We start from the raw sequence: 21,791 nt of genomic DNA on the forward strand, positions 1-21,791 counted from the left end.
CTTTGATATCAGTCCACTAAAGTGGACTTTTGCTTTGAGGCAGGGAATTCATTCCCTGCCGGAATTAACGTCACAACTGAAGAAGACTGTAGAAAAAACTTTGATATCAGTCCACTAAAGTGGACTTTTGCTTTGAGGCAGGGAATTCATTCCCTGCCGGAATTAACGTCACAACCCCTGCCGGAATTAACGTCACAGCCAGTTACTATTTCCTCTGTTCTCTCCTTTGCAAATCTCGCAATTGCTTCTCTACCTTTTGGGCCATTGGCAAATCTCCCAAAGTTGTATATCCATCTTTTGCCATTTGCAAATATTTCATAGCTTCCAGATTGTTTCTCATCGCTGAATGAACTTGCCCCAATCCGTATCGAGCCGCTGTCAACTCCTCAATATCGTCAGGTTTCGCCGTATTAATCGCCTTGGAATAGTAAACTTCAGCCTGGGGAACCAGTTGTAGCTTTTCCAGATACAAATCGCCCAACGTGCGATAAATGGGCGGTGTTTCCACGCCTGTTTCTTGTAACTTTTCTAAAATTTCTCTTGCTTCGGCAATCAAGTTTGTGTTAAGATAAATGGTAGAAATTGCTAATTTTTTAGCATTTTCGTTAGGTACTTGTTTGTCGATCGCCCCAACCTCACTTTTCACCCTTTCCACCTCACCCTCATCCAGCAAGCTAAACTCTGTATCTCCTTCTCCCACGGCACTTTCTGAAGAAGCACCCGTATTCGCCTCGACAATCAATCTGTACTTAACACCCGGTTTCAGCGCCGGTTCCCCCGGATACACAGCCTCAGTACCGCTAACAGTCATTTCCCAGTTTAATTTCGCTCCATTTTCGCGGAGGCTCAACTTATAGCTAGTCGCACCAGCAACCGGATTCCACCGCAAAATTGGTTTGCTGTCGAGCAATTTCGTCCGCCGCGGACTGATAATATAAGGAATTGGCGCGCTATTCCAAGCAATTTTACCGTCGCCGCGATCGGGACATTTAATCAAGTCGGCGCTACAATCAGATTTCGACTCTTCTTTGGCTAACAAACAGCTATTCAATTGATTTTCACCCGGTGCGATCGACTTAATTCCCAAATCTGCACATTGGATGGTCAGTTGGGCGTTTTGTGCTGTTCGCAGTGTGTCTCCCGGATAAATCGGCGTACCGCTAGTAGGGCGGACAATTAGCCCGTTTTGGCGCTCGATCGCAACTTCCCCGCTAGTATGGATAATCAGTCCGTTGGATATTCTGTTACTGGCTGCTAGTGCGGTAGTTGCGATCGAACTTAAAGCTATAAAAGTTGAAATCCTGATTTTCACTTGATATTTCCTTTTATTCGTAAATGTTGTTTGGCAATCTGGATACATTTATCTTGTTCTGGTACGCTAGATTTAGAATATTTAATCGTTTTTTTCCAGTGATATAACGCTTGATGAGGTTTACCTTTAGTTTCCAGGACCTGTGCTAAAAAACAGTGAGCTTCTGGGCTCTTGTCTGTCAATCCAATTGCTGTTTTAAAATCTATTGCTGCATCGTCATATTGCTGTTCTTTGAATCTTATCCAGCCGCGATTTTTGATACAAGCAGCTTTTACTCCGTCGTATTTAGCGTGTTCTAAACAAAGGTTAATCGCCTTTAAAGCTGGTTGGTGTTTATCATTGCGAATGAATAATTTAGATATTTGAGCAGAAGCATCAGGAAGTCCTCGCAATACAGCATTTTGCATTGCCTCTAAGGCACCTCTATCGTCATTTAATTCGTCGCACAACACAGCTAAATTATAGTAAGGCTGAGCATAATTTAGGTTAATTAAGCTTGCTAATTTGTAGAATATTTTAGCAATTAAAGGTTTATTTTGACGGTGGTTTTCCATGCCAATTTGATTGGCAACTGGGGCAAGTATCGGACCCATTAACATATAACTGCTAGCGGTAGTAGCTAAACCGATTCCCAGGCGCGGCATCAATTTAGAAATAAAAATAGAGATATCGTTGTTTGGGCGATCGCCCCCAGTATCACCCAAAACATCTGCCACAGCAACCAGCGGGCGATTCCCTAGGGGATAACTGCGCTTCACGCGCTTTAATAGTAAAGTCAACCCCTCAAAAGTTGGCTGCTGACAGAGCACTGGTATCGCACTCGCGCCGGGAAACTCAGATTCCCACTTCTGCAAATCATCCTTAGCTTTTCGTACTGCTAAAAACAAAGGATATTCTTTGCTTAAATATCCGAATAAAGACTTAACAAAATCGTGAGCAATTTTATCTGGTATCGGCGCACGCATCACAATCATTGACGGTAAAGGCAAGCCTCCCGCAACTAAATCTGCTGCCAATTGGAGGCTCGAACAAGAGTTTAAAATTAGCAACTCCAATCCTTGAAAAATTGATTTTTCTAATCCCTCTTTTAAATAGTCTATTGTGACATTATTATCACAATTTGCTTGATTGATCTGGAGCCATCCATTGACAGCATTGCTATCGCTATGTCCGCCGTAATATAAAATTTGCCAGTTTTTTTCATCCTGTGAAAGATGATCGCGCAACTGTTGAGGTGTTGGCTGTTGCATAAATTCTAACTCGCAGCGATCGCCAAAAGACCTTTGAAGACTTTTCTCATCTTGTCGCAGATCGAGTCCGTCACTATTACCGGATACACATAAAATTCTACCTCGCGAAGGCAGAGGCATTCCTCCTGCAGTTGCCTTTTTTAGAGCTTTTCTATACTGTGACGGACTTTTGATTATCTCACAATTTTTGTAATCTTCGCGAAATTTCCACGCATCCCAAGGCAGATGCCAATTTTCCGAATCTTTGATTTCGAGAAATACTTCAAAGCACTGAGTTTTGCCACCAACTGCATCGACTACACTTCTAAAATTTTCCTCTATTCCCCCATAAAATTCCTCACTACTCAGCCACAGCCTCATAGATTCATTCAAATATTGATAGATCAATTGAGGATTATCTTCAGAAATATTGGTTGTCCCTGTAGCCTTAACTTTAATTCTAGAAAGGATGTTGCTAGATTGTCCCGCACGACAAATAAGTTGCCATCTTTTTTGCAGATCGTCAACTTCCGGGGCTGGTGGCAAACTTCCTTTAAATTTATGAACTGTTGTTTGGTTTTCTTGAAACTCTCCTGTGATGTCGGGAAAACCCTTGTGTAGATCCCCAATCCCTAAACCCAAGATAAATCTTAAGCTCATAAATTAGACGCGAGTAGAGTTAATCGAGATATCATACCACAAAATTTTCTGTGACGCTGAAATCATCTAAAGCTACTCGAATACTAAAGCTCTCGTCTCGCTCGACCTCAATATCCCTCAGCAAAATGTACCTCTCCTGAATCCTTGATTGTGACTCGGTTAGATTTTTACCGATGTCGGATATTAAGGAAAGTTTAATATTCTGGGGAAGGTAACGTTCTCCGATAGCCGGATGCAGTTGAACGTGAACTCTGACAGTGCGATCGCTCTCTTCAGCAATCGCCACCAACAAAGCAACCGTTGTCCTTCCCAGTCGCATTCCCAAGTCAATCAACTTAGCCCGCGTGACATCGGCTTCGGGAAACCTATTGATGCTACTTTGACTGCCCTGTAACGCAGATTCTTCTCTCGAATTTCCACCTCCTCGTAATGCAAAACTGGGGGTTTCGTCAGGGAAACTCAGGTTTTTTAAATTTTGTTTACCTCGATCCAATTGCTGCAAACATATGTCTACAAAATTTTGCCACCAATTGCCTAAGTTAGATTTAACCGGATTTTCAATCTCAACAGGAGAAGTTTGTGCCTGCTGGTTAAATACCGCTTCAAAAGGCTGCCAATCAGCCGTAAATACATTCATAAACCACTGACTGAGGTTAATCTTAGACTCCAACAAATGTTCTAGATGCCCTAAGAAATCATCCAGGGAATACAATTCGCTCAATACTAATTCCCCCGCATCCGCATTTGGATAAAAACCAAGCAATCTCGCTTCCTTTTCCTCCTCATCAATTTCTACAGCAATATAGCCGATGCGTTCTGCCCTTGCTTCTACTGGCACCGGGCAAATCTCAGGCGGATGTGCAGATGAATTCTGGTTGCTAGTTTCTTGATTTTGATGCCGATTTTTAATCGGACGGCATTCGATTTTTCCCAATCCTGTAACATACAAATCTCCTGCATCTGCAAACAGGCGAATTACGGGATTCCAGCTATCGCATTCAGTCAAGTCAGTTTCAATATCAATGATTTTTAGATAATCGCGAACTGCCAGCACTGCCAAAGTATTGAGATAAACTTGCTCGTGCCTTTGCGGGTGGCGCTGTTGGGTGGCAAACTGCTGAGCAAGTTGCAGTGCCTTCTGAGTAATTGGCATCGGCAAAGATTCGATTTCCCAAAGGTTGTTATGGTTCATTGTTATGGTACACTCCTGGTATATTTAAAGTTTGATATCCTTGGTCTTCGCAAAATTTTTGCAGCAGATGACGACAGTCATTGTTGAACAATTGATATAAAGTAGACTGCGCGCAGCCAAACTCTTTTGCGAGTTCTTGAAGACTTTGACCGTACAAACATTTTCGCTGCAATAAAAATTGACAATTTATCTGCGGTTTGCCTCTAACGTGTCTGCTTTTTAAATCGTTATTTGGATCGGTTTCTATCCATGCGAGAACTTCGTCTACATAGAAAGTTACATCAGGATCGGCGGCGAGATAGTCAATGGGATTGATAGTTTTTTCGTCTTCTTTTCCTTCTGAGGACGCTATTCGACGGCGGTTTGGTGTGTCACTTTCTTTGATTGGGGCCTGACGACAATCTAACAGCCGCATTTGAAGATAGCGATTTAACCAAGTCGTAATCAGGCTTTCTTCGGGATCGTAAGGTCGTTTTGCTGTGGTAGCTTCACATAAATTTCGATTGAGATAGATCCATGTTTCTTGCAATGCCTCTTCATAGTAAGGTGTTTTTTGTTTCCAGAGTTTGCCGGATTTGAGAATCTCTCGAATTAGTTGATTCAACAAATGACCTCGCTGGAGACTGCCGGGGGGATGCTGGCAAGCTTTGGTGACGAGTTCGAGGATTTGCTGGTGGGCGGGAGATCGATCGAACTTTTCCGATTTTACTGAGCACTCAACAGCATCGGATTCGTCGGATAAGTGGTCTTCTCCCTCGGAGGGGTTGGATTTATCAGTCATAGTTAAGTGCGGCCGCAACTTTGTTCCTACATTTACTTATCAGGGTAAGTTGGAGGAATTTATGCGAAATTCTGAAATTTTTTTGAGGGGATGCTTGAAAGTCTTGCTGTGCGGTGGATTTGGCCGTTAAATTAGATGTGAATTTTTGTTAAGACCCATCAAAACCTGCATAAACCGGGTTTTTGCGATTTATGCAGGTTTTTAACGAAGTATTCTGCGAAAAACCCGGTTTCTGACCACCAGTGCGTAACATCGATCGCCCTTAAATCCCGAAAACACCCGTGATTCCGTACTTTCACCCAGTCTTTGCCAAACTCGACCAAAACAACTTGAGAGTTTTGCATAAAACTACTGAGTTCACCCTGATAAGTAAATAGGAAGAACAAAAAGGCTGGAGGGGCGATCGCCCTTAAATCCCAAAAACACCCGTTTTTCCGTACTTTCACCAGTGTTTGCAAAACTTTATCAAAAAAACTTGAGAGTTTTGCATAAAACTACCGAGCTCACCCTGATAGATAAGTACGAGGGACAGTTAGGCGGTTGGGGCGATCGCCCTTTGGTGTTAACAACCAGATCGATCGGGCAATTCGGCAATCTCGCAATCCCGAAGTCTGGCAAGTCCGGCAAGGGTTGAAACCCCTGCCTCATAGCGAAAGTCGTCTGAAGACGACTGAAGAATTTACCAGTCCTCTTTCAGAGGACTTTGGCTATGAGGCAGGGAATTCATTCCCTGCCGGAATGTGGGGAAGCGCGTTATTCGATCGCCATTAAATCCCGAAAACACCCGTTGTTCCGTACTTTCACCAGTGTTTGCAAAACTTGACCAAAACAACTTGAGACTTTTGCATAAAACTACTGAGCTCACCCTGATAAATAAACAGGAACAACAAACAGGCTTTAGGGGCGATCGATCTTTGGTGTTAACAACCAGATCGATCGCGCCATCCGGCTATCTCGCAATCCCCAAGTCCGGCAAGGGTTGAAACCCCTGCCTCAAAGCGAAAGTCGTCTGAAGACGACTGAAGAATTTACCAGTCCTCTTTCAGAGGACTTTGGCTATGAGGCGGGGAATTCATTCCCTGCCGGATCGTGGGGAAAGCGGGTGATTCGATCGCCCTTAAATCCCAAAAACATCCGTGATTCCGTACTTTCACCAGTGTTTGCAAAACTTTATCAAAAAAAACTTGAGAGTTTTGCATAAAACCACTGAGATCACCCTGATAAATAAACGTAAGGGAAATTCCGAAGTTCATCGCACTTGTTGAGATTTATTCAAAAGTCGCATCACCCGTAACTTCCCGATCGAAATCCGAACCAACATCCCAACGGATATTGGAAAGGGCTTCTTCCGATGTTGGTTTAGTCTATTTCCACGGTTGCATTTATTGAGTTGATTTGAACTGGTAATTGCGACAACAGAGTTGAAGTGCGATCCGATCGCATTTCGCGAGACTTCAGTTTGGGTAAATGACGGATATACGACAGCTAGAGAGTACGAAAGTGCAGAAGTGCAGAAGTGCAGAAGTGCAGAAGTGCGATCGGGCTTGTCGATAGAGTCGCTTTGTCAATTTTCAGCACACATAGTATCTACCACGCGAGGATAAAAATCATGGCTACTTCTAAAAAATTTGATTTCGATGCAGTCTGGAATCAACGCCTTGAAGATTCAGGGAAAATTTCTGTGGTATATATCAATGGAATCCGGACAGTCGAAGACAAATATAAAAAAGATATTCGAGGTTTTGATGGCATTTGGAATTTTCATGGCAATCTTTTGGCTCCTGCCGGACAACATCAGAAAGATGTTCTTCTTAAAAATTTTGATTCTATCTCAAAAGGCGCTATCAATCTCGATGTTAAGTACCGTAACACTTCGGATAGTACGGGTAATGATTGGGCTGACATAGGAGTTTTTGCTATCAAGTTTTTAGTGGGTGATATCATCGAATCAATTAAAGATTTACCATTTGACTTAGCTAAAAATAAGGTAGATCAATACAAGGATTTGCAACAACAAATAGAGACTTTGCAAAATGCTGGTGAAGATGTCACTGAGCTTAAACAAGATTTGGATAAATTGAAAAATGGCGCAGATATTGGAAAAATATTCGATAACTTCTCGAAATTTTTGGATGTTTTTGAAGTTATTAAATCAGGTTGGGAGCTAGCAGAGAAGTTTATCAAGCTCGATAGTCCTAAAGATGCCCTAAAAGATCCTGATTTTACTGCTCAGATATTTGATTTCATTAAAAATGCAATTAAGCTGATTCCTGTATATGGGGAGGCAATCGATACTTTCATAGATCGTTTAATTTACGCTGCCCCGGAAGATATTAAGGAAGCGCTGAAGCAATATTGGGACAATAAACCACTGTTTCAGAGTATTAATGATTGGACAAAAGATGCTCAAACCTGGCTATCTGAAAATTTAAATAATTCCTTGATTCTCCTAGGTCATTCTCAGGGAAACTTTTTCCTAGAAGATGGACTCATTGATATGAATTCTGGGGGCAGCAATCGCATTCGCGTATTAGCGTTGGGTTCGCCGACAAGTTATCTTTATGCGGGTGGCATTCACTCTTTTAAAGGGAATAGTGTTGCCGAAAACAATATTAAAAATCCTGGCGATCCAGTTCCGTTACTGCAATTTGACTCACATCCGTTTTTCTGGGACAAAATTGTCAAGATTTTTAGTATGCTTCCTAGCATTGGCGGCTTAGGTGATTCGCATCTTATCGAAAATTATCAAAGTCGATCGGACGTTCAAAGTTACTTCAAAAACACAGTCTACAACCTTCACTCTCAGGGTTTCTACTTTCCCAATTCAGCGATCGAAGCGCCAGGTCAAGCCAGTGTTGCCGGAACCACAGATGATGACTGGATGGAAGGCAGCGAAACGGATGATGAAATGGTAGGAGGCGATCGCAACGATGTTTTGCGAGGTGGAGGCAGCAACGATAAATTAAGAGGTGACTCCGGCTACGACTTTTTCGATGGAGGAGAAGGAATTGATACCGCTGATTACTCCAGTAGCTTAAGTGGAATCAAGGTTGAAGCAACCATGATGCTGGATGGTTCCGATGTTTACAAAGTTCAGGATGGTTTCGGTACTGAAGATATCCTTGGAAATATCGAAATCATCAGCGGCTCAAATTTTGCTGATGAAATGACTGGCGGTGACTACAGCGATATCTTCTACGGTCAAGGCGCAAACGACCTTTTTTGGGGACAAAAAGGAGACGATACATTCTACGGTGGCACTGATAATGACACAGCTTACGGCGGCGATGACAATGATGACCTTCGAGGTGATGAAGGCAGCGACGATTTAAGAGGAGAAAACGGCAACGACACCCTTTACGGCGGCCAAGATAATGATTTCCTATACGGTGGCGATGGCGAAGACGAACTTCGCGGCGAACAAGGTGCCGATGACCTCCGAGGAGAAAATGGCAACGACTCTCTCTACGGCGGCACCGAAAATGATTCCTTGTACGGCGGCCAAGGTGAAGACAAACTTTATGGCGAAGAAGGAGACGATGATTTAAAAGGAGAAGAAAACAACGATTCTCTTTACGGCGGAACTGGCAAAGATACCCTCAATGGCGGCGCTGGAAATGACGACTTGCGAGGCGAACAAGGCGATGATTTGTTACAAGGAGAAGCCGGAAACGACTCTTTATATGGTGGCGAAGACCAAGACCAACTTTACGGTGGATTAAATGCCGACTTACTCTACGGCGAAGCTGGCAGCGACCAACTTTTTGGTGAAGATGGCGACGACATCCTAGACGGCGGTAGCGAAAACGATATCCTCATCGGAGGCAGTGGGGATGACAAACTCTACGGCCGCGCAGACAACGACATCATCCAAGGCAACCAAGGCGAAGACTACGCCGAAGGTGGCAGTGGCCGCGACTTCATCCAAGGCAACGAAGGCGAAGACATCCTCTACGGACAAGACGGCAGCGACACCATAGAAGGCAACGCAGACAACGACTTCATCGATGGCGGCAGCGGCCAAGACTCGCTTCTGGGCAATACCGGAGATGACAGAATTTACGGACAAGCCGGCAACGATGTCATCCAAGGCAACGAAAATAATGACTGGCTGGAAGGTGGCGACGGCCAAGACATTATTGATGGGGGAACTGACGATGATGATATTTACGGACAAGCAGGCGAAGACAACCTTTTCGGCAGTCAAGGCCAAGACTACATAGACGGTGGCGACGGCAAAGATACCCTGTTTGGCGGCTTCGATGACGACGTACTTTTAGGCCAAGCAGGCGATGACACTCTCAACGGCAACGCTGGCAATGACGAATTATTTGGCGGTACTGGCAATGACTCGTTAATCGGAGAAATCGGCGATGATTTAATTGACGGCGGCGAAGGAATCGACCTCGTTAATTACATCAATTCTCCCAGTGGGGTTATCGTTAATATTGACGAAAATAGCGACTACGAAACTAATACCAATCAACGTTTCAAAGAATTCGTCACCGCAGTTAATCCCAGCGAATACTACACGGAACTCGAACGGGATTTTGAAATTGCTGCTGGTACTGGTAAAGACGGTTTTGGCACTACCGATGCTTTGAGAAACTTAGAAGATATCATCGGTACTCGCTTTGAAGACATCTTAATTGGCAACGAAAAAGATAACCGAATTTGGGCCTTAGAAGGCAACGATTTATTAATTGGCAATGCCGGCAATGACTCATTTTACGGCGGAGAAGGCATCGACATTCTCAGCTACCGCCGCGACCCGAACGGCGTTACTGTCAACTTACAAACAGGCGATGCTACCGACGGTTGGGGAAATCAAGACAAAATTGCCGACATTGAAAACGTCGCCGGTTCTCGGCATGACGATAATATTACCGGCGACGATACGGTTAATGTTATCATCGGCGATGCTGGGGACGATCGCATCAACGGACTCGGTGGCGACGACCAACTCTACGGCGAATTCGGCAACGACCTAATCTACGGCGGCGAAGGCGGCGACAGCATCTACGGCAACCAAGACAGAGACACCCTATACGGCGAAGCCGGTCAAGACTACATCCGAGGCGGCGACGCCGACGACTTAATTTATGCCGGTAGCGATGACGACACCGTTGCCGGAGACGCTGGTTACGGCAACGACACGATTTTCGGCGAAACAGGCAAAGACTTACTCTACGGCGGCGCTGGCGACGACTTTGTGTACGGCGGCGACGACAAAGACATCATCTACGGCGAAGGCGAAAACGACAAACTCTACGGAGAAGGAGGCACCGACCTCATCTACGGCGGCATCGGCGACGACGAACTCTCCGGCGGCGACGAAAATGACACCCTAATCGGCGAAGCCGGCAACGACACTCTCGCAGGCGATGCAGGCGACGACACCCTAGACGCCGGAACAGGCAACGACTATCTCTACGGTGGCAGCGGCAAAGACACCCTAAATGCCGGCCTCGGCAACGACCAACTCTACGGTGGCGACGATGCCGACATCCTCCTCGGCAAAGAAGGCGACGACAACCTGTTTGGCAAAGCGGGCGACGACAGCCTCGATGCAGCCGAAGGCAACGACAACCTCTACGGCGGCGACGGCAAAGACATTCTCGATGCCGGAGTTGGCAACGACTATCTCTGGGGTGGTCAAGACGATGACACTTTATCCGCCCAAGCCGGCGATGACTACCTGTTTGGGGAAGGCGGCAACGACAGCCTCAACGCAGCAGAAGGCAACGACAGTCTCTACGGCGGCGACGGCAAAGACATTCTCGATGCCGGAGTTGGCAACGACTATCTCTGGGGTGGTCAAGACGACGATACTTTATCCGCCCAAGCTGGCGACGACTACCTGTTTGGCGAAGGCGGCAACGACAGCCTCGATGCAGCCGAAGGCAACGATTCCCTTTACGGCGATAGTGGCAAAGACTTTCTCAATGCTGGCGCAGGTAACGATTACCTCTGGGGTGGTCAAGACGATGACACTTTATCAGCCCAAGCTGGCGACGACTACCTCTACGGCGAAAACGGCGATGACATCCTCGATGCTGGCGAAGGCAACGATTCCCTCTACGGCGGCGACGGCAAAGACATTTTAGATGCCGGAAATGGCAATGACTATCTGTGGGGAGGTCAAGACGATGACACTTTATCAGCCAAAGCCGGCGATGACAACTTGTTTGGGGAATCTGGCAATGACATCCTCGATGCTGGCGAAGGCAACGATTCCCTCTACGGTGGCGACGGCAAAGATACCCTGTTCGGCGAAGCTGGCAACGACTTATTGCAAGGCGGTTTCGGCGACGACTCACTTTTAGCAGGCGACGGCAGCGATACCCTTCTCGGTCAAGCTGACAGCGACACTCTGTACGGCTTCGGTGGCGATGACATCCTGGAAGGCAACTCAGGAACAGACCGACTTTTTGGGGAACTCGGCAACGACTCCCTCGACGGCGGTACTGAAAACGATACCCTCGAAGGTGGCGACGGTAACGACATTCTCGACGGTGGTGATAATAACGACAGTCTGTTCGGACAAGTCGGTGATGACACGGTTATCGGCAACCGGGGCGATGACATTGTTGACGGCGGTTCCGGCAATGATTTGCTTCAGGGCAACGAAGGGCGCGATCGCCTCTACGGTCAATCCGGCCTCGATACCCTGTTCGGTGGCGACGATAGCGACACTCTTTGGGGAGGAGACGACAACGACAATTTGCTGGGAGAATCCGGCAGCGATACCCTGTTCGGCGGTTTCGGCAACGACCAACTCGACGGCGGCGAAAATAATGACAGCCTCTACGGGGAAGGTGGCGATGATACCCTAGCTGGCGGAACAGGCGACGATTTTGTAGATGGCGGTACCGAAAACGACACTCTCTCCGGCAATGATGGCAGTGACAAATTATACGGTCGCCAAGGCAATGACTTGTTAGAAGGCAATGCCGATAATGACCAACTGTGGGGTGGAGATAACGAGGATACGCTGTTAGGACAAACTGGAGACGACCAACTGTGGGGCGAATCCGGCAATGACAGCCTTGATGGTGGCGAAGGGGCCGATCGACTTTTCGGTCAAATCGGCAAAGATACCCTCTCCGGTAACAATGGCGACGACTACCTAGAAGGCGGCGCAGACGATGATAGCTTAACTGGCGGCGCAGGGCGCGATCGAATTTTCGGCAACGACGGCAACGATATCGCCGACGGTAACAGCGGCGACGACTACATCGACGGCGGGGCGAACAACGATACTTTAGCAGGGGGAGAAGGGCGCGATCGAATTTTCGGTCAATCCGGCAACGACAGCCTCGAAGGTAACGACGACAACGACTTCCTCGATAGCGGCACCGGAAATGACACGCTGTGGGGCAACGACGGCGACGACGAACTGTACGGCCGTGAAGACCAAGATTTGATCGACGGCGGTCGTGGCAACGACCAAATCTACGGCGGAGATGCAGCCGACACCCTCCTCGGACAAACCGGAGAGGATAACATAGACGGTGGTTCCGGCGCAGACTCGATTCTCGGCGGCGATGGCAACGACAACATTTGGGCAAAAGCCGGCAACGACTCGATTTTCGCCAACGCCGGCAACGACAACATTTGGGGCGACGAAGACGACGACCTGATTTTTGGAGAAGCAGGTGAAGACAAAATCGATGGCGGTTCCGGCTACGACAGCATAGACGGCGGCGCTGGCAATGACCAACTGTTCGGCGGTACGGGCAACGACCAACTGTTCGGCGGCGCTGGCAACGACAAAATTGACGGCAGCATCGACGACGACAAACTGTTCGGAGGTGCCGGCAACGACTTGATGTTTGGCAGTCAAGGGCAAGACACGATGTTAGGCGAAGTTGGTGAAGACACCCTCTACGGCGGCGACGAAACTGACTTGATGGACGGCGGGGCCAGTAACGACATGGTTGTCGGCGACTCCGGCGACGACACCCTCACAGGCGATTCCGGCCACGATACCCTCACAGGTGGTGGTGGCAACGACTGGATGGGCGGTGGTAACGGCGACGACTTAATGTTCGGCGAATGCGAGGACGACACCATGCTCGGAGGTGCCGGTCAGGACACCCTTGACGGCGGTTGTGGCAACGACTTGCTAACTGGGGAAGCTGGCAGCGACAACCTCTTGGGTAACGAAGGCGATGACAGTCTCGATGGTGGCAGCAGCAACGATACCCTTGATGGCGGTAATGGCAACGACTTCTTAAATGGTGGCAGTGGCAATGACAGCCTGAACGGTAACGATGGCGATGACAGTCTCTACGGTGGCGAAGGTAACAACGTGCTCAAGGGCGGGAACGGCCAAGATTCGCTGATTGGAGGCAGTAGTTCCGACATATTTGTGCTATCACCAAGTTCGGGACTTGATAACATTTTCTACTTCCAGGGCGATCGCGATTACTTCGGACTCGCACAAAACCTCACTTATGACCAATTGCAAATCGTTCAAGGCGGCGAAAATTATACTAACGATGCTTTGATTAGCATCGCAGGCACCGGCGAACATTTAGCTTGGGTGAAAGACACTCAATTCAGTGCGATCGACAGTTCTCGCTTTATTTCCATCACCCCCGGAGACCCGCTGCCTGGAGTTTTCAATACTCCTTCGCCTGTCGATTCTTTAACTGGCGAACCTGTTGATAGTGAGGATGATGAGTTGATTGATAACAGTTCTACCGCTGGCTTATCAAACACGACTGCAACAGTAATGAGTCAGCCAAACAGCACGACTACTGCATCAATTAGCCAGTCAAACAGCACGACTACTGAATCAATTAGTCAGCCAAACAGCACGACTACTGAATCAATTAGTCAGCCAAACAGTACGACTACTGCACCAGCAGCCATAAGTTTCCCACCGCTAACAACAGCTACTAATCCAGGTAGTTTGACAGTAACTTCTGTCACAACTACTACCGATGACATCTTGCTGAATGGCGGTTCAATTCCAACGATGAACAGCTTTAGCGGCATCGATGATGACATTCTCATCTACGACTCTAACAGCTTGTTAACATCTCTAACCAGCGCTCAAACTCAGCCAATTATTCCTTTGCAAGCCGCGAGTATTGGTACTGCGATCGATCCTACTGCTAATACTTCTACTCAGGACAGCGGCCTCTTAATTACTCCGGCTGCAAGTCCCAGCAACCCACTCGCAAATAGCGATTTTACTGGCATTTCTAGCTTGTAGTAATTGTAGGTTGGGCTGAGGGCGATCGAATAGATAAAAACCCGGTTTCTTGAATAAACCGGGTTTTTTGCAGTAATTTTGAGCATCTCTTTGTCTGAGAATCGGTGAAAGTATTGGAGGTGTTAGCTTGTCGCAGGGGGGCGATCGCTAGCGTCTATTGATTTTACCAATTAGTCTGATAAATTGGCTCAGGATCTTCACAAGTAACTTTGCGATCGCTCATTAAACAGTGATGCAAACCCACTCCGGAAATCTCACCCCAACGACAATTTTCGATTGCCCCCTGACAGATAACCTAGCGGTCTAACGATTGAGTTCAACGGCGGTTAGTAACCCTGGCATCCCCACCGATTATCTTTATTCCGCCGTTGCAACGATTTGTTAGGTAGCTGGCAACGTATCATCAGAGCTTTCTCCATTGCCTTGAATTGCTACCCAAGGAAGTTTTGAATACTGATCTTTGATCTTTTCTAACTCATCTAGTGCTTGCAGGAAAAATCTTTTGATAGCTACCACATGGTCTTCTTCAGAAAGAAAGTCCTGTAAACTTTTGTCTCGAACTATTCCTGCCCAGTCTTTTGAGCTATCTAAGTTATAACCCCTCCAACCGTACTGTTCGCAAATATCTTTCATCGCTTCAATAATTTCTGCTCGACGCGGTGAATTAGGATCTACTTCAAGTACGAGACGTACTATTGGATAATCAGTTAAATGTGATGTCTTTAGAATAAAGCCTAGACCACACCACCATCTTCCACTTGGCATTGAGGCAGTCATTAAATACCGCCCATGCCATTGAACCTGGGTAAGAGCTGTAGACTTTTGCTTAAGTGCTCCCAGAACTTTCTCAAAGCGCTGACTGACTTCTCCCCACATTGTCTCTTCCATAAGTTTTAGTGATTTTGTGAAATTTGCTAACGCAATCACGTCAATAGAAGAGAACTGATTGTTATGTGCCATGCGATACTCATCCATAAATGTCACAATTTCTTGAACAAGCATTGTATCTGCCTGAGATTTCAAAAATCGATAGAACTGATGCCATCTCAATTGCCTGAACTGAACGGTAGATTGAGAAATATTCTTGAAAATATCTTTTTGATCTTTTGGATCGAAATCACGAGTAATGTACAAAAGAAATTTGTGCTGGAACCCTGAAATTCCATGCAAAATCTCGGCATACCTTGAAAGCTGCTCGTAGCCTTCCTGAGAGCCAATCTTACTTTCGACAAAGATGATGCTACGACTTTTAGTATCTACTAGCTCAATTAAGATATCTGGGCGGCTAGCTAAACGATGATCATCAAGAGGCTCAAACTCCCTCTGTGTTGAAACATAGGCATCAAAATAAATGTTTATATCCAATAAGTTTATATTTTTGAGCCAAGAATATAGAATTTCCTTGTCTGTACTGAAGAGGTAAGCGACCAACTCAGTGAAGAAATCTTCTAGCGGAATACTACCTGTATTGAGATTTAGGAGCCGACTGAAAAGCGCCACTAACATTCACCTATGTTTTACTCTCAACAAGTGAGTTTACCGTACTGCTCTAGCCAGCGGATCAAGCTACCTAACTTATAATTGTGTCGCAGATGCGGTACAATACTATTCCTAGTTGGCTTATCCCGCACATCTGCGCTTTAACTCCGAACATTCTGAACAGCTTGTTGTCTGCCTTGACGCAAAAAATAAACCACCCCGATCGCCCTGCTGATGAGAAAAAGTGACACGATTTTGTAAACTTATGTAAATTACCTCTATCGATTTGAGATTTGAGATTTTGGAATTAACCTTACGGATCGCCAAATCCTCACATAATTTCATCAAAAATTACCTCCTCTGAAAAATCGCTCGAATGGCTCTACCAGAATTGCCTCTAAAATATAACCTGTAAGGATCGTATATTTAGGGCTGTAGATCGAAAATAATTTCCTCATATAATTGCTCGATAGGCAAACTTAGATTGATACTTTGAAACTCAACCCGATCGCCCTCCCGATAGCTCAAAATCACCCATTCACCAGCATCATTTTTATGATAAATATCGATCGCCATTTCATCCGAACTGACTAACACATAATCAACCAGATTCGGATTGCGGCGATACTTCTCAAACTTCTTACCTCGATCGTAAGCTTCGGTGCTATCCGATAAAACCTCCACAATTAAGCAGGGATAGGTAATATAGAGAGGATGCTCCCTATCTCGATCGTCACAAGTCACGCTTAGATCGGGATAGGTATAGTTGGGTGTATTGAGAATGTTAATCTTTAAATCTGAATTAAAAACACGACAAGGATTTCCCCGCAACTGCGTTCTGATTAAACTACCAACATTTAATTTAATCGCGCTATGATTTTGCGTTCCACCACTCATCGCATAAACCCGACCACCGATCAGTTCGTGTCTTTCTAGCTGCTTTTCTTCCCAACTAAAATACTCTTCCGGTGTAAAGTGCCGATCGTTATCTTGTGCTGCTATCATCACAATACTCCATTAATCAAAAGTTAATAATACCAACTCACAACTCGATAAAAAGTGACACTATCTGGTAAACTTACGTAAGTTACCTCGATTTGAGCTTGGAGATGTGAGATTTACGATCCTCTTTCATTTTCCTAGCAATTGTCGAACTTGTGCCAAGGCAACATCGCCTGGAATGGATTGGACTGTGCCACTATCAATCTCGGCAATGCGGTCTTGAGCTTTCTGTACCCCTCGTTCAAAACATCTCGATCTGTTCTGTCATGCTTTCTAGGATCTTGTCGAGGAGGATAGCCTTGGCGGTATCGGGTAGGGCAGTTGCTTCGGAAATAAGCTGGTCTAGGGTTAGCATTGGATGATTTTGCTCCGAGGAAACGATCTGAATTCTCAATCGTCTAGATTAGCGTGAGACATAAAGCACCATCCATGACCGACGTGTTTTAGAACAAACGGACTTTTATTTTACACCAATCCATCACGCCACCAAGAGAATCTGCTACGTTGTCACCAATGCGAATTCCAAATAATTGAGCATTTGGATGTTTTTCATTGACACTATTTGATGCGTGCAAGCCATTTTGGTCAATTTCGCAATCACCAGTCTCAATACCGAGGATTACCATCTTACCAATATTTTCTCATTAGTGCCCAGAAACCGAGTTTTTTGCGAATAGTGGTAGGGTGCGTGTTGCGAAATTATGAATCATCACCCAAAATATAATTCTGACGCACCTTGAGTTTTGTGTGGTGCGTCAGCTATTAGATTTTTAGTTTAAACCGAAAATAATCATAGCTGACACACCCTACTAATAACTTTTGTGGAACGGGCATCTTGCCCGTTTCTGAAAAATGTAAAATGTTGTTACAAGTAACTTGACACCAGTGACTAAATCCATTTCCCACTGACTATAATTGGAAAAAAAATCATTTTTTAGGGGAAATTCCATGAAAAAACTAGCTCGAAAGTTATTCACTACAGCATTAACCCTAAGTATTTTGTGTTTTCCCACAGCAGCTTTCGCCAAAGCAAAAATTCAGATAGCCATCCTTTTAGATTCTAGTAATAGCATGGATGGACTGATTGACCAGACTCGTACTCAACTTTGGCAAGTTGTTAATTTTTTAACTAAAGTAACCAAAGATGGCGAAGTGCCAGATTTAGAGGTGGCCCTTTACCATTATGGTAATGACAGCTTACCTTCCTCAGAAGGTTTTGTCAGATTATTAACTGGATTTACTCCTGAATTAGATTTAGTTTCCGAAAAGCTATTTAGTATCAAAACCAACGGCGGTCAAGAATATGCTGGCTGGGTAATTCGTTCGGCAATGCAAGAATTAAACTGGAGTAAAAATCAGGAAGATTTTCGCGTGATTTTTATTGCGGGTAATGAACCATTCGATCAAGGTCCAATAGTTTGGAATCAATCTGTCAATCTCGCTGTCAAAGGAGATACTCTCGTTAATACAATTTACTGTGGTTCAGCCGAAAGTCAGGAGCGAAGACTTTGGGCATCAGGAGCAGAGTTAGCAAAAGGCAGTAGCTTCAACATTAATCAAAACCAACAAATTGTGGTAATTAAGTCCCCTTACGACGACGAAATTTCTACTTGGAATACTAAACTCAATCAAACCTACATTCCCTACGGTAGAGAAGGAAGAATAGGACAACAACGTCAAGCAGTTGAAGATAGTAATGCTGGCAGCAATACAGTTTTGCGTAGTGCGTCCAAAGCTTCTGAATACTATGATAATTCTTCTTGGGACTTGCTGGATGCCCTCGAAAACGGAACCGTTAAACTAGAGGCAATATCAGATGATAATTTACCAGAAATCATGCGAGGGATGACGCTAACAGAAAAAAGAGCATATGTCGCTGGAAAGAAAACCGAAAGAGAGGCGATTAAAAAGACGATTCGCGACTTATCTCAAAAGCGTACAGCATACATTGAACAACAGCGCCAATCTAGTACCAATAGTGGTGAAAATACTCTCGATCGCGTGATGATTCAGAGTCTCCGCCAGCAGTTAGCCGCTAAAGGATTCAAGCTTAATTAAAAGAACGCAGACGAAATTTCATCTGCGTTCATCTGTGTTTATCTGCTAATATCTGCGGTCAAGAAAAAGCCCTATCAAACTACTTCGCAGCAGGTAAAGACAACTGAGGCGAAGTTTTAGGATAGCTTGCATTCTCAGGAATCGCAGCGGGTTCGGAGGAAAGCAAAAATTCGCGAATTACCCTAGCAACTGCTCTTTGAGCTAAACCGCCGACTACTTTCTGGCCCATGTTCTGCACTTCGGGTTTCACCAACAACTGCGGAATTAGCTGCAATACTTTCATCGTGTCAAAACCGGGAGTTGATTGCAAAATATCCCAAATCCGCTTGATGTGTTCTAAGTTTTTTTGTTCAGTTGGTGAAACCACAGGTTGATTTGCCTTGACTCCAAACCATTCGCCGACTACAGATTTGGCGTTAGCGAAAGCATTGCTGGAAAGTGTGTCGAGACTCTTGACTAATTCCAGGACAATACGATCGCGAATGAAATCTCCTCTTTCGGAAAATAAATATTCTAATGCCTGGTTCAAGATTTTGCTGACATCGTAATCCTCGCTCTCGCGGGCATTGTTGAGCAAGTTTTCTAAGCGGTTCCAGCGGAATTCGCCTTGTTTGAACAGCAAATCTTGCAGCGATGCTCTCAATTCCGGTGCGGGGTCGCTCAACAGCCGTTTTGCAACGTAAGGATAAGCTTTGCTCAACACTTTGAATTCGGGGTCAACGTTGATGGCAATCCCTTCTAAGGTGACGAGCGATCGAATAATCAAAGCATAGTAAGCTGGAACCCGGAAAGGATATTCGTACATTACCGCCGAAAGCTCGTCAGTAATGCTTTTGAAATTGAGTTCGGCAACGCTAGCACCCAAAGCATTGTTAAATACCCCCGCCAAAGCTGGAATAATTGGCGTTAAATCGGTGTCAGGCGTTAAAAACTCCAACTTGACATAATCTTTTGCTAAACCTTCAAAGTCGCGGTTCACCAAATGCACCACAGCTTCCAACAAGCCGTATCGCTGATAAGGTTTAACTTCGCTCATCATCCCGAAATCGAGATAAGCCAATTGACCGTCAGGAGTTGCCAAAAGATTGCCTGGATGCGGGTCTGCGTGAAAGAAACCGTGTTCTAGGAGTTGTCTGAGAGAACACTGCACCCCCACTTCAATTAAGTAAGGAGCATCGATTCCTTGAGCTTTAACGGCTTCTAAATTCGTAAGTTTGATGCCGGTGATCCACTCCATTGTTAAGACGCGGCGGCGGGTATATTCCCAGTAGATGCTGGGAACATAAATGTCTTTGATGTGGCCGTAGAGTTTGGCAAACCGTTCGGCATTTTGACCTTCGTGGGTGTAGTCCATTTCTTCGTAAATGCGCTCACCCAACTCGTCCATAATGCTTGCGAGGTCACTGCGAATTACTTTGAAGTTGTTTTGTGCCCAAACTGCAACGCGCCGCAGGATGTAGATATCTAAGCCGATGTTTTCGGCTAAACCCGGTCGCTGGACTTTGATTGCGACTGTTTCTCCGGTTTTGAGTTTGCCTTTGTAGACTTGTCCGAGAGACGCTGCTGCGATCGGATCGGGGCTGATTTCTGCGTAGATGTCTTTGGGGTGGGCGCCCAATTCTTCTTGGATGAATTGATATGCTACTTCGTTCGGAAAGGCTGGCAATTGATCTTGCAGCGTGGTTAGTTCTTCTAAATATACTGGCGGTACTAAGTCGGGCCGTGTTGAGAGTGCTTGTCCAATTTTGATGAAAGCTGGGCCGAGTTGGGCCAGAATTTCTCGCAGTCGGACGGCGCGACGCTTTTGATTGGTGGCGGTACGACCTGTTTTGCCGTCGAACCACACACTGAAGGCAAAGCTAAAAAATGTCCAAACAACGCTCGACAGCCTTCCCCAGACTTGTAGAGGTCGATTTCGGTACTCGGCTGCGATCGCCACTGGATCGTACCGAACAGCATCTCCGGCCAACTCGAAAGCTATGTCTCTGGCTGATTTGAGCCGATCGCCCGTTACGACCTCGGTCTCTAGTGATACTGGTACTGCTTGCAGGGGAATTGTATTTGCATCTTGGAAATTGCCGAGTACAGCCTGAGTCCCTGAATTTACATAAGTTTGCGGGGAGGCTGGCGATACTGTCTTGACATTCATAAATCAGACCTAGTGTGAAGCATTGTAAATATATTGTAACAATTTAAGGAAGAAGACCCTTCTTCCTTCTTATATACTTACTCGCCGCTGGATCTTTTGAGTCGATCGCGAATGCCTGACAATTGCGATTGGCTGCTGACGGGCGATCGGGGTTGGGGCATTTCGGTATCGGGCCAGTTCGGTAAGTCGTTACAGGGACAGAACTCCGGGGGCATTCCGGTTTGTTTGAACACTACGGGCATAGCGCAGCGCGCGCAGGGACTGATTTCCCAAGCTGGTGTCAGCAGTTGCCCAATTGTTTCGTTTGTGCCTTCGAGGTAACAGTCTCCGCTGTCGCGGGAGATGATTTTTTGCCAGCACTCTTCAAATTCCTGGCTGTAGCGATCGCCCGCATTTACCGATTTGGGCAGCAGCGCTTCGGAACCGTTGCGAATTAATACTTTTTTGCCTAACTGAAACCAGTAAGCAATATATTTTCTTACTTCACTATCTGATGCCATAACTTTTAGTCAACCCTTCAACTAATTGATTATTTTAGACTTTGAATTTGAAATTAGCACTCTTTCTTAAGAGACATTTTAGCTTTTACATACTTTCAAAATTTTGCTATTTCTCATGTCACATTGTTGGGCATTCCCCCCCTCAAGAGTCGGTTTTTTGACTAATTTATGTAACTCTTGAGTTTTCAATCTTAGTTAATATT

Annotated in this window: 13 protein-coding genes; 3 read left to right on the plus strand and 10 right to left on the minus strand. The window is 45.7% G+C overall.

Translation table 11 applies throughout. The annotated features are described in order from the left end of the window. Nucleotides 1-205: 205 nt before the first annotated feature. From QUA27_RS10060 to QUA27_RS10080, 5 genes are all read right to left on the minus strand, one after another. Nucleotides 206-1,312, minus strand: a complete 1,107-nt coding sequence (locus QUA27_RS10060; protein WP_333067737.1) for a hypothetical protein — start codon at nt 1,310-1,312, stop codon at nt 206-208. Further along, nucleotides 1,309-3,201 (minus strand): CHAT domain-containing tetratricopeptide repeat protein, encoded by a 1,893-nt coding sequence (locus QUA27_RS10065; protein ID WP_333067739.1) that lies wholly within the window; start codon nt 3,199-3,201, stop codon nt 1,309-1,311. The genes QUA27_RS10060 and QUA27_RS10065 overlap by 4 nt, the downstream gene beginning before the upstream one ends. A gap of 31 nt (nt 3,202-3,232) precedes the next feature. Beyond that, a complete protein-coding gene (locus QUA27_RS10070) occupies nt 3,233-4,393 on the minus strand; it encodes a DUF1822 family protein (RefSeq protein WP_333067740.1) in 1,161 nt (386 codons plus the stop codon). Next, nucleotides 4,383-5,174, minus strand: a complete 792-nt coding sequence (locus tag QUA27_RS10075) for a sigma-70 family RNA polymerase sigma factor (RefSeq protein ID WP_333067741.1) — start codon at nt 5,172-5,174, stop codon at nt 4,383-4,385. The genes QUA27_RS10070 and QUA27_RS10075 overlap by 11 nt, the downstream gene beginning before the upstream one ends. Before the next feature lie 158 nt (nt 5,175-5,332). Beyond that, nucleotides 5,333-5,620 carry a hypothetical protein gene (locus QUA27_RS10080; protein ID WP_333067742.1) on the minus strand — a complete coding sequence of 96 codons (288 nt, stop codon included), beginning with the start codon at nt 5,618-5,620 and terminating at the stop codon, nt 5,333-5,335. 38 nt (nt 5,621-5,658) lie between these two features. Here QUA27_RS10080 and QUA27_RS10085 point away from each other — a divergent pair, with 38 nt between their 5' ends. Both QUA27_RS10085 and QUA27_RS10090 read left to right on the plus strand, forming a co-directional pair. Continuing rightward, nucleotides 5,659-5,808 carry a hypothetical protein gene (locus QUA27_RS10085; RefSeq protein ID WP_333067744.1) on the plus strand — a complete coding sequence of 50 codons (150 nt, stop codon included), beginning with the start codon at nt 5,659-5,661 and terminating at the stop codon, nt 5,806-5,808. Nucleotides 5,809-6,783: 975 nt separating this feature from the next. Next, entirely contained in the window at nt 6,784-14,400 is a 7,617-nt protein-coding gene (locus QUA27_RS10090) for a hypothetical protein (RefSeq protein ID WP_333067745.1), read from the plus strand. A 381-nt stretch (nt 14,401-14,781) separates the two neighbouring features. On the opposite strand, the gene QUA27_RS10095 is transcribed toward QUA27_RS10090, so the two are convergent. The 3 genes from QUA27_RS10095 to QUA27_RS10105 all read right to left on the minus strand — a co-directional run bounded on the left by QUA27_RS10095 (nt 14,782) and on the right by QUA27_RS10105 (nt 17,507). After that, complete coding sequence (locus QUA27_RS10095; RefSeq protein ID WP_333067746.1) at nt 14,782-15,906, minus strand: PD-(D/E)XK nuclease family protein; 1,125 nt, start codon at nt 15,904-15,906, stop codon at nt 14,782-14,784. A gap of 399 nt (nt 15,907-16,305) precedes the next feature. Next, nucleotides 16,306-16,884 (minus strand): Uma2 family endonuclease, encoded by a 579-nt coding sequence (locus QUA27_RS10100; protein ID WP_333067747.1) that lies wholly within the window; start codon nt 16,882-16,884, stop codon nt 16,306-16,308. A 440-nt stretch (nt 16,885-17,324) separates the two neighbouring features. Beyond that, nucleotides 17,325-17,507: a hypothetical protein gene (locus tag QUA27_RS10105; protein WP_333067748.1), complete on the minus strand. Its 183-nt coding sequence runs from the start codon at nt 17,505-17,507 to the stop codon at nt 17,325-17,327. A gap of 322 nt (nt 17,508-17,829) precedes the next feature. On the opposite strand from QUA27_RS10105, the gene QUA27_RS10110 reads away from it, so the two are divergent. Next, the gene (locus QUA27_RS10110) at nt 17,830-18,939 is read left to right on the plus strand and encodes a vWA domain-containing protein (RefSeq protein ID WP_333067749.1); all 1,110 of its coding nucleotides are present in this window, start codon (nt 17,830-17,832) and stop codon (nt 18,937-18,939) included. Between the two features lie 79 nt (nt 18,940-19,018). Here the strand turns inward: QUA27_RS10110 and QUA27_RS10115 are convergent, their stop codons facing one another. Beyond that, complete coding sequence (locus tag QUA27_RS10115) at nt 19,019-21,088, minus strand: ABC1 kinase family protein (protein WP_333067750.1); 2,070 nt, start codon at nt 21,086-21,088, stop codon at nt 19,019-19,021. Between the two features lie 77 nt (nt 21,089-21,165). Further along, nucleotides 21,166-21,588 carry a hypothetical protein gene (locus tag QUA27_RS10120; RefSeq protein WP_333067751.1) on the minus strand — a complete coding sequence of 141 codons (423 nt, stop codon included), beginning with the start codon at nt 21,586-21,588 and terminating at the stop codon, nt 21,166-21,168. Nucleotides 21,589-21,791 lie beyond the last annotated feature (203 nt).

The organism is Microcoleus harperi Pol14_C6, from assembly GCF_036701295.1.
Lineage (GTDB): Bacteria > Cyanobacteriota > Cyanobacteriia > Cyanobacteriales > Microcoleaceae > Microcoleus.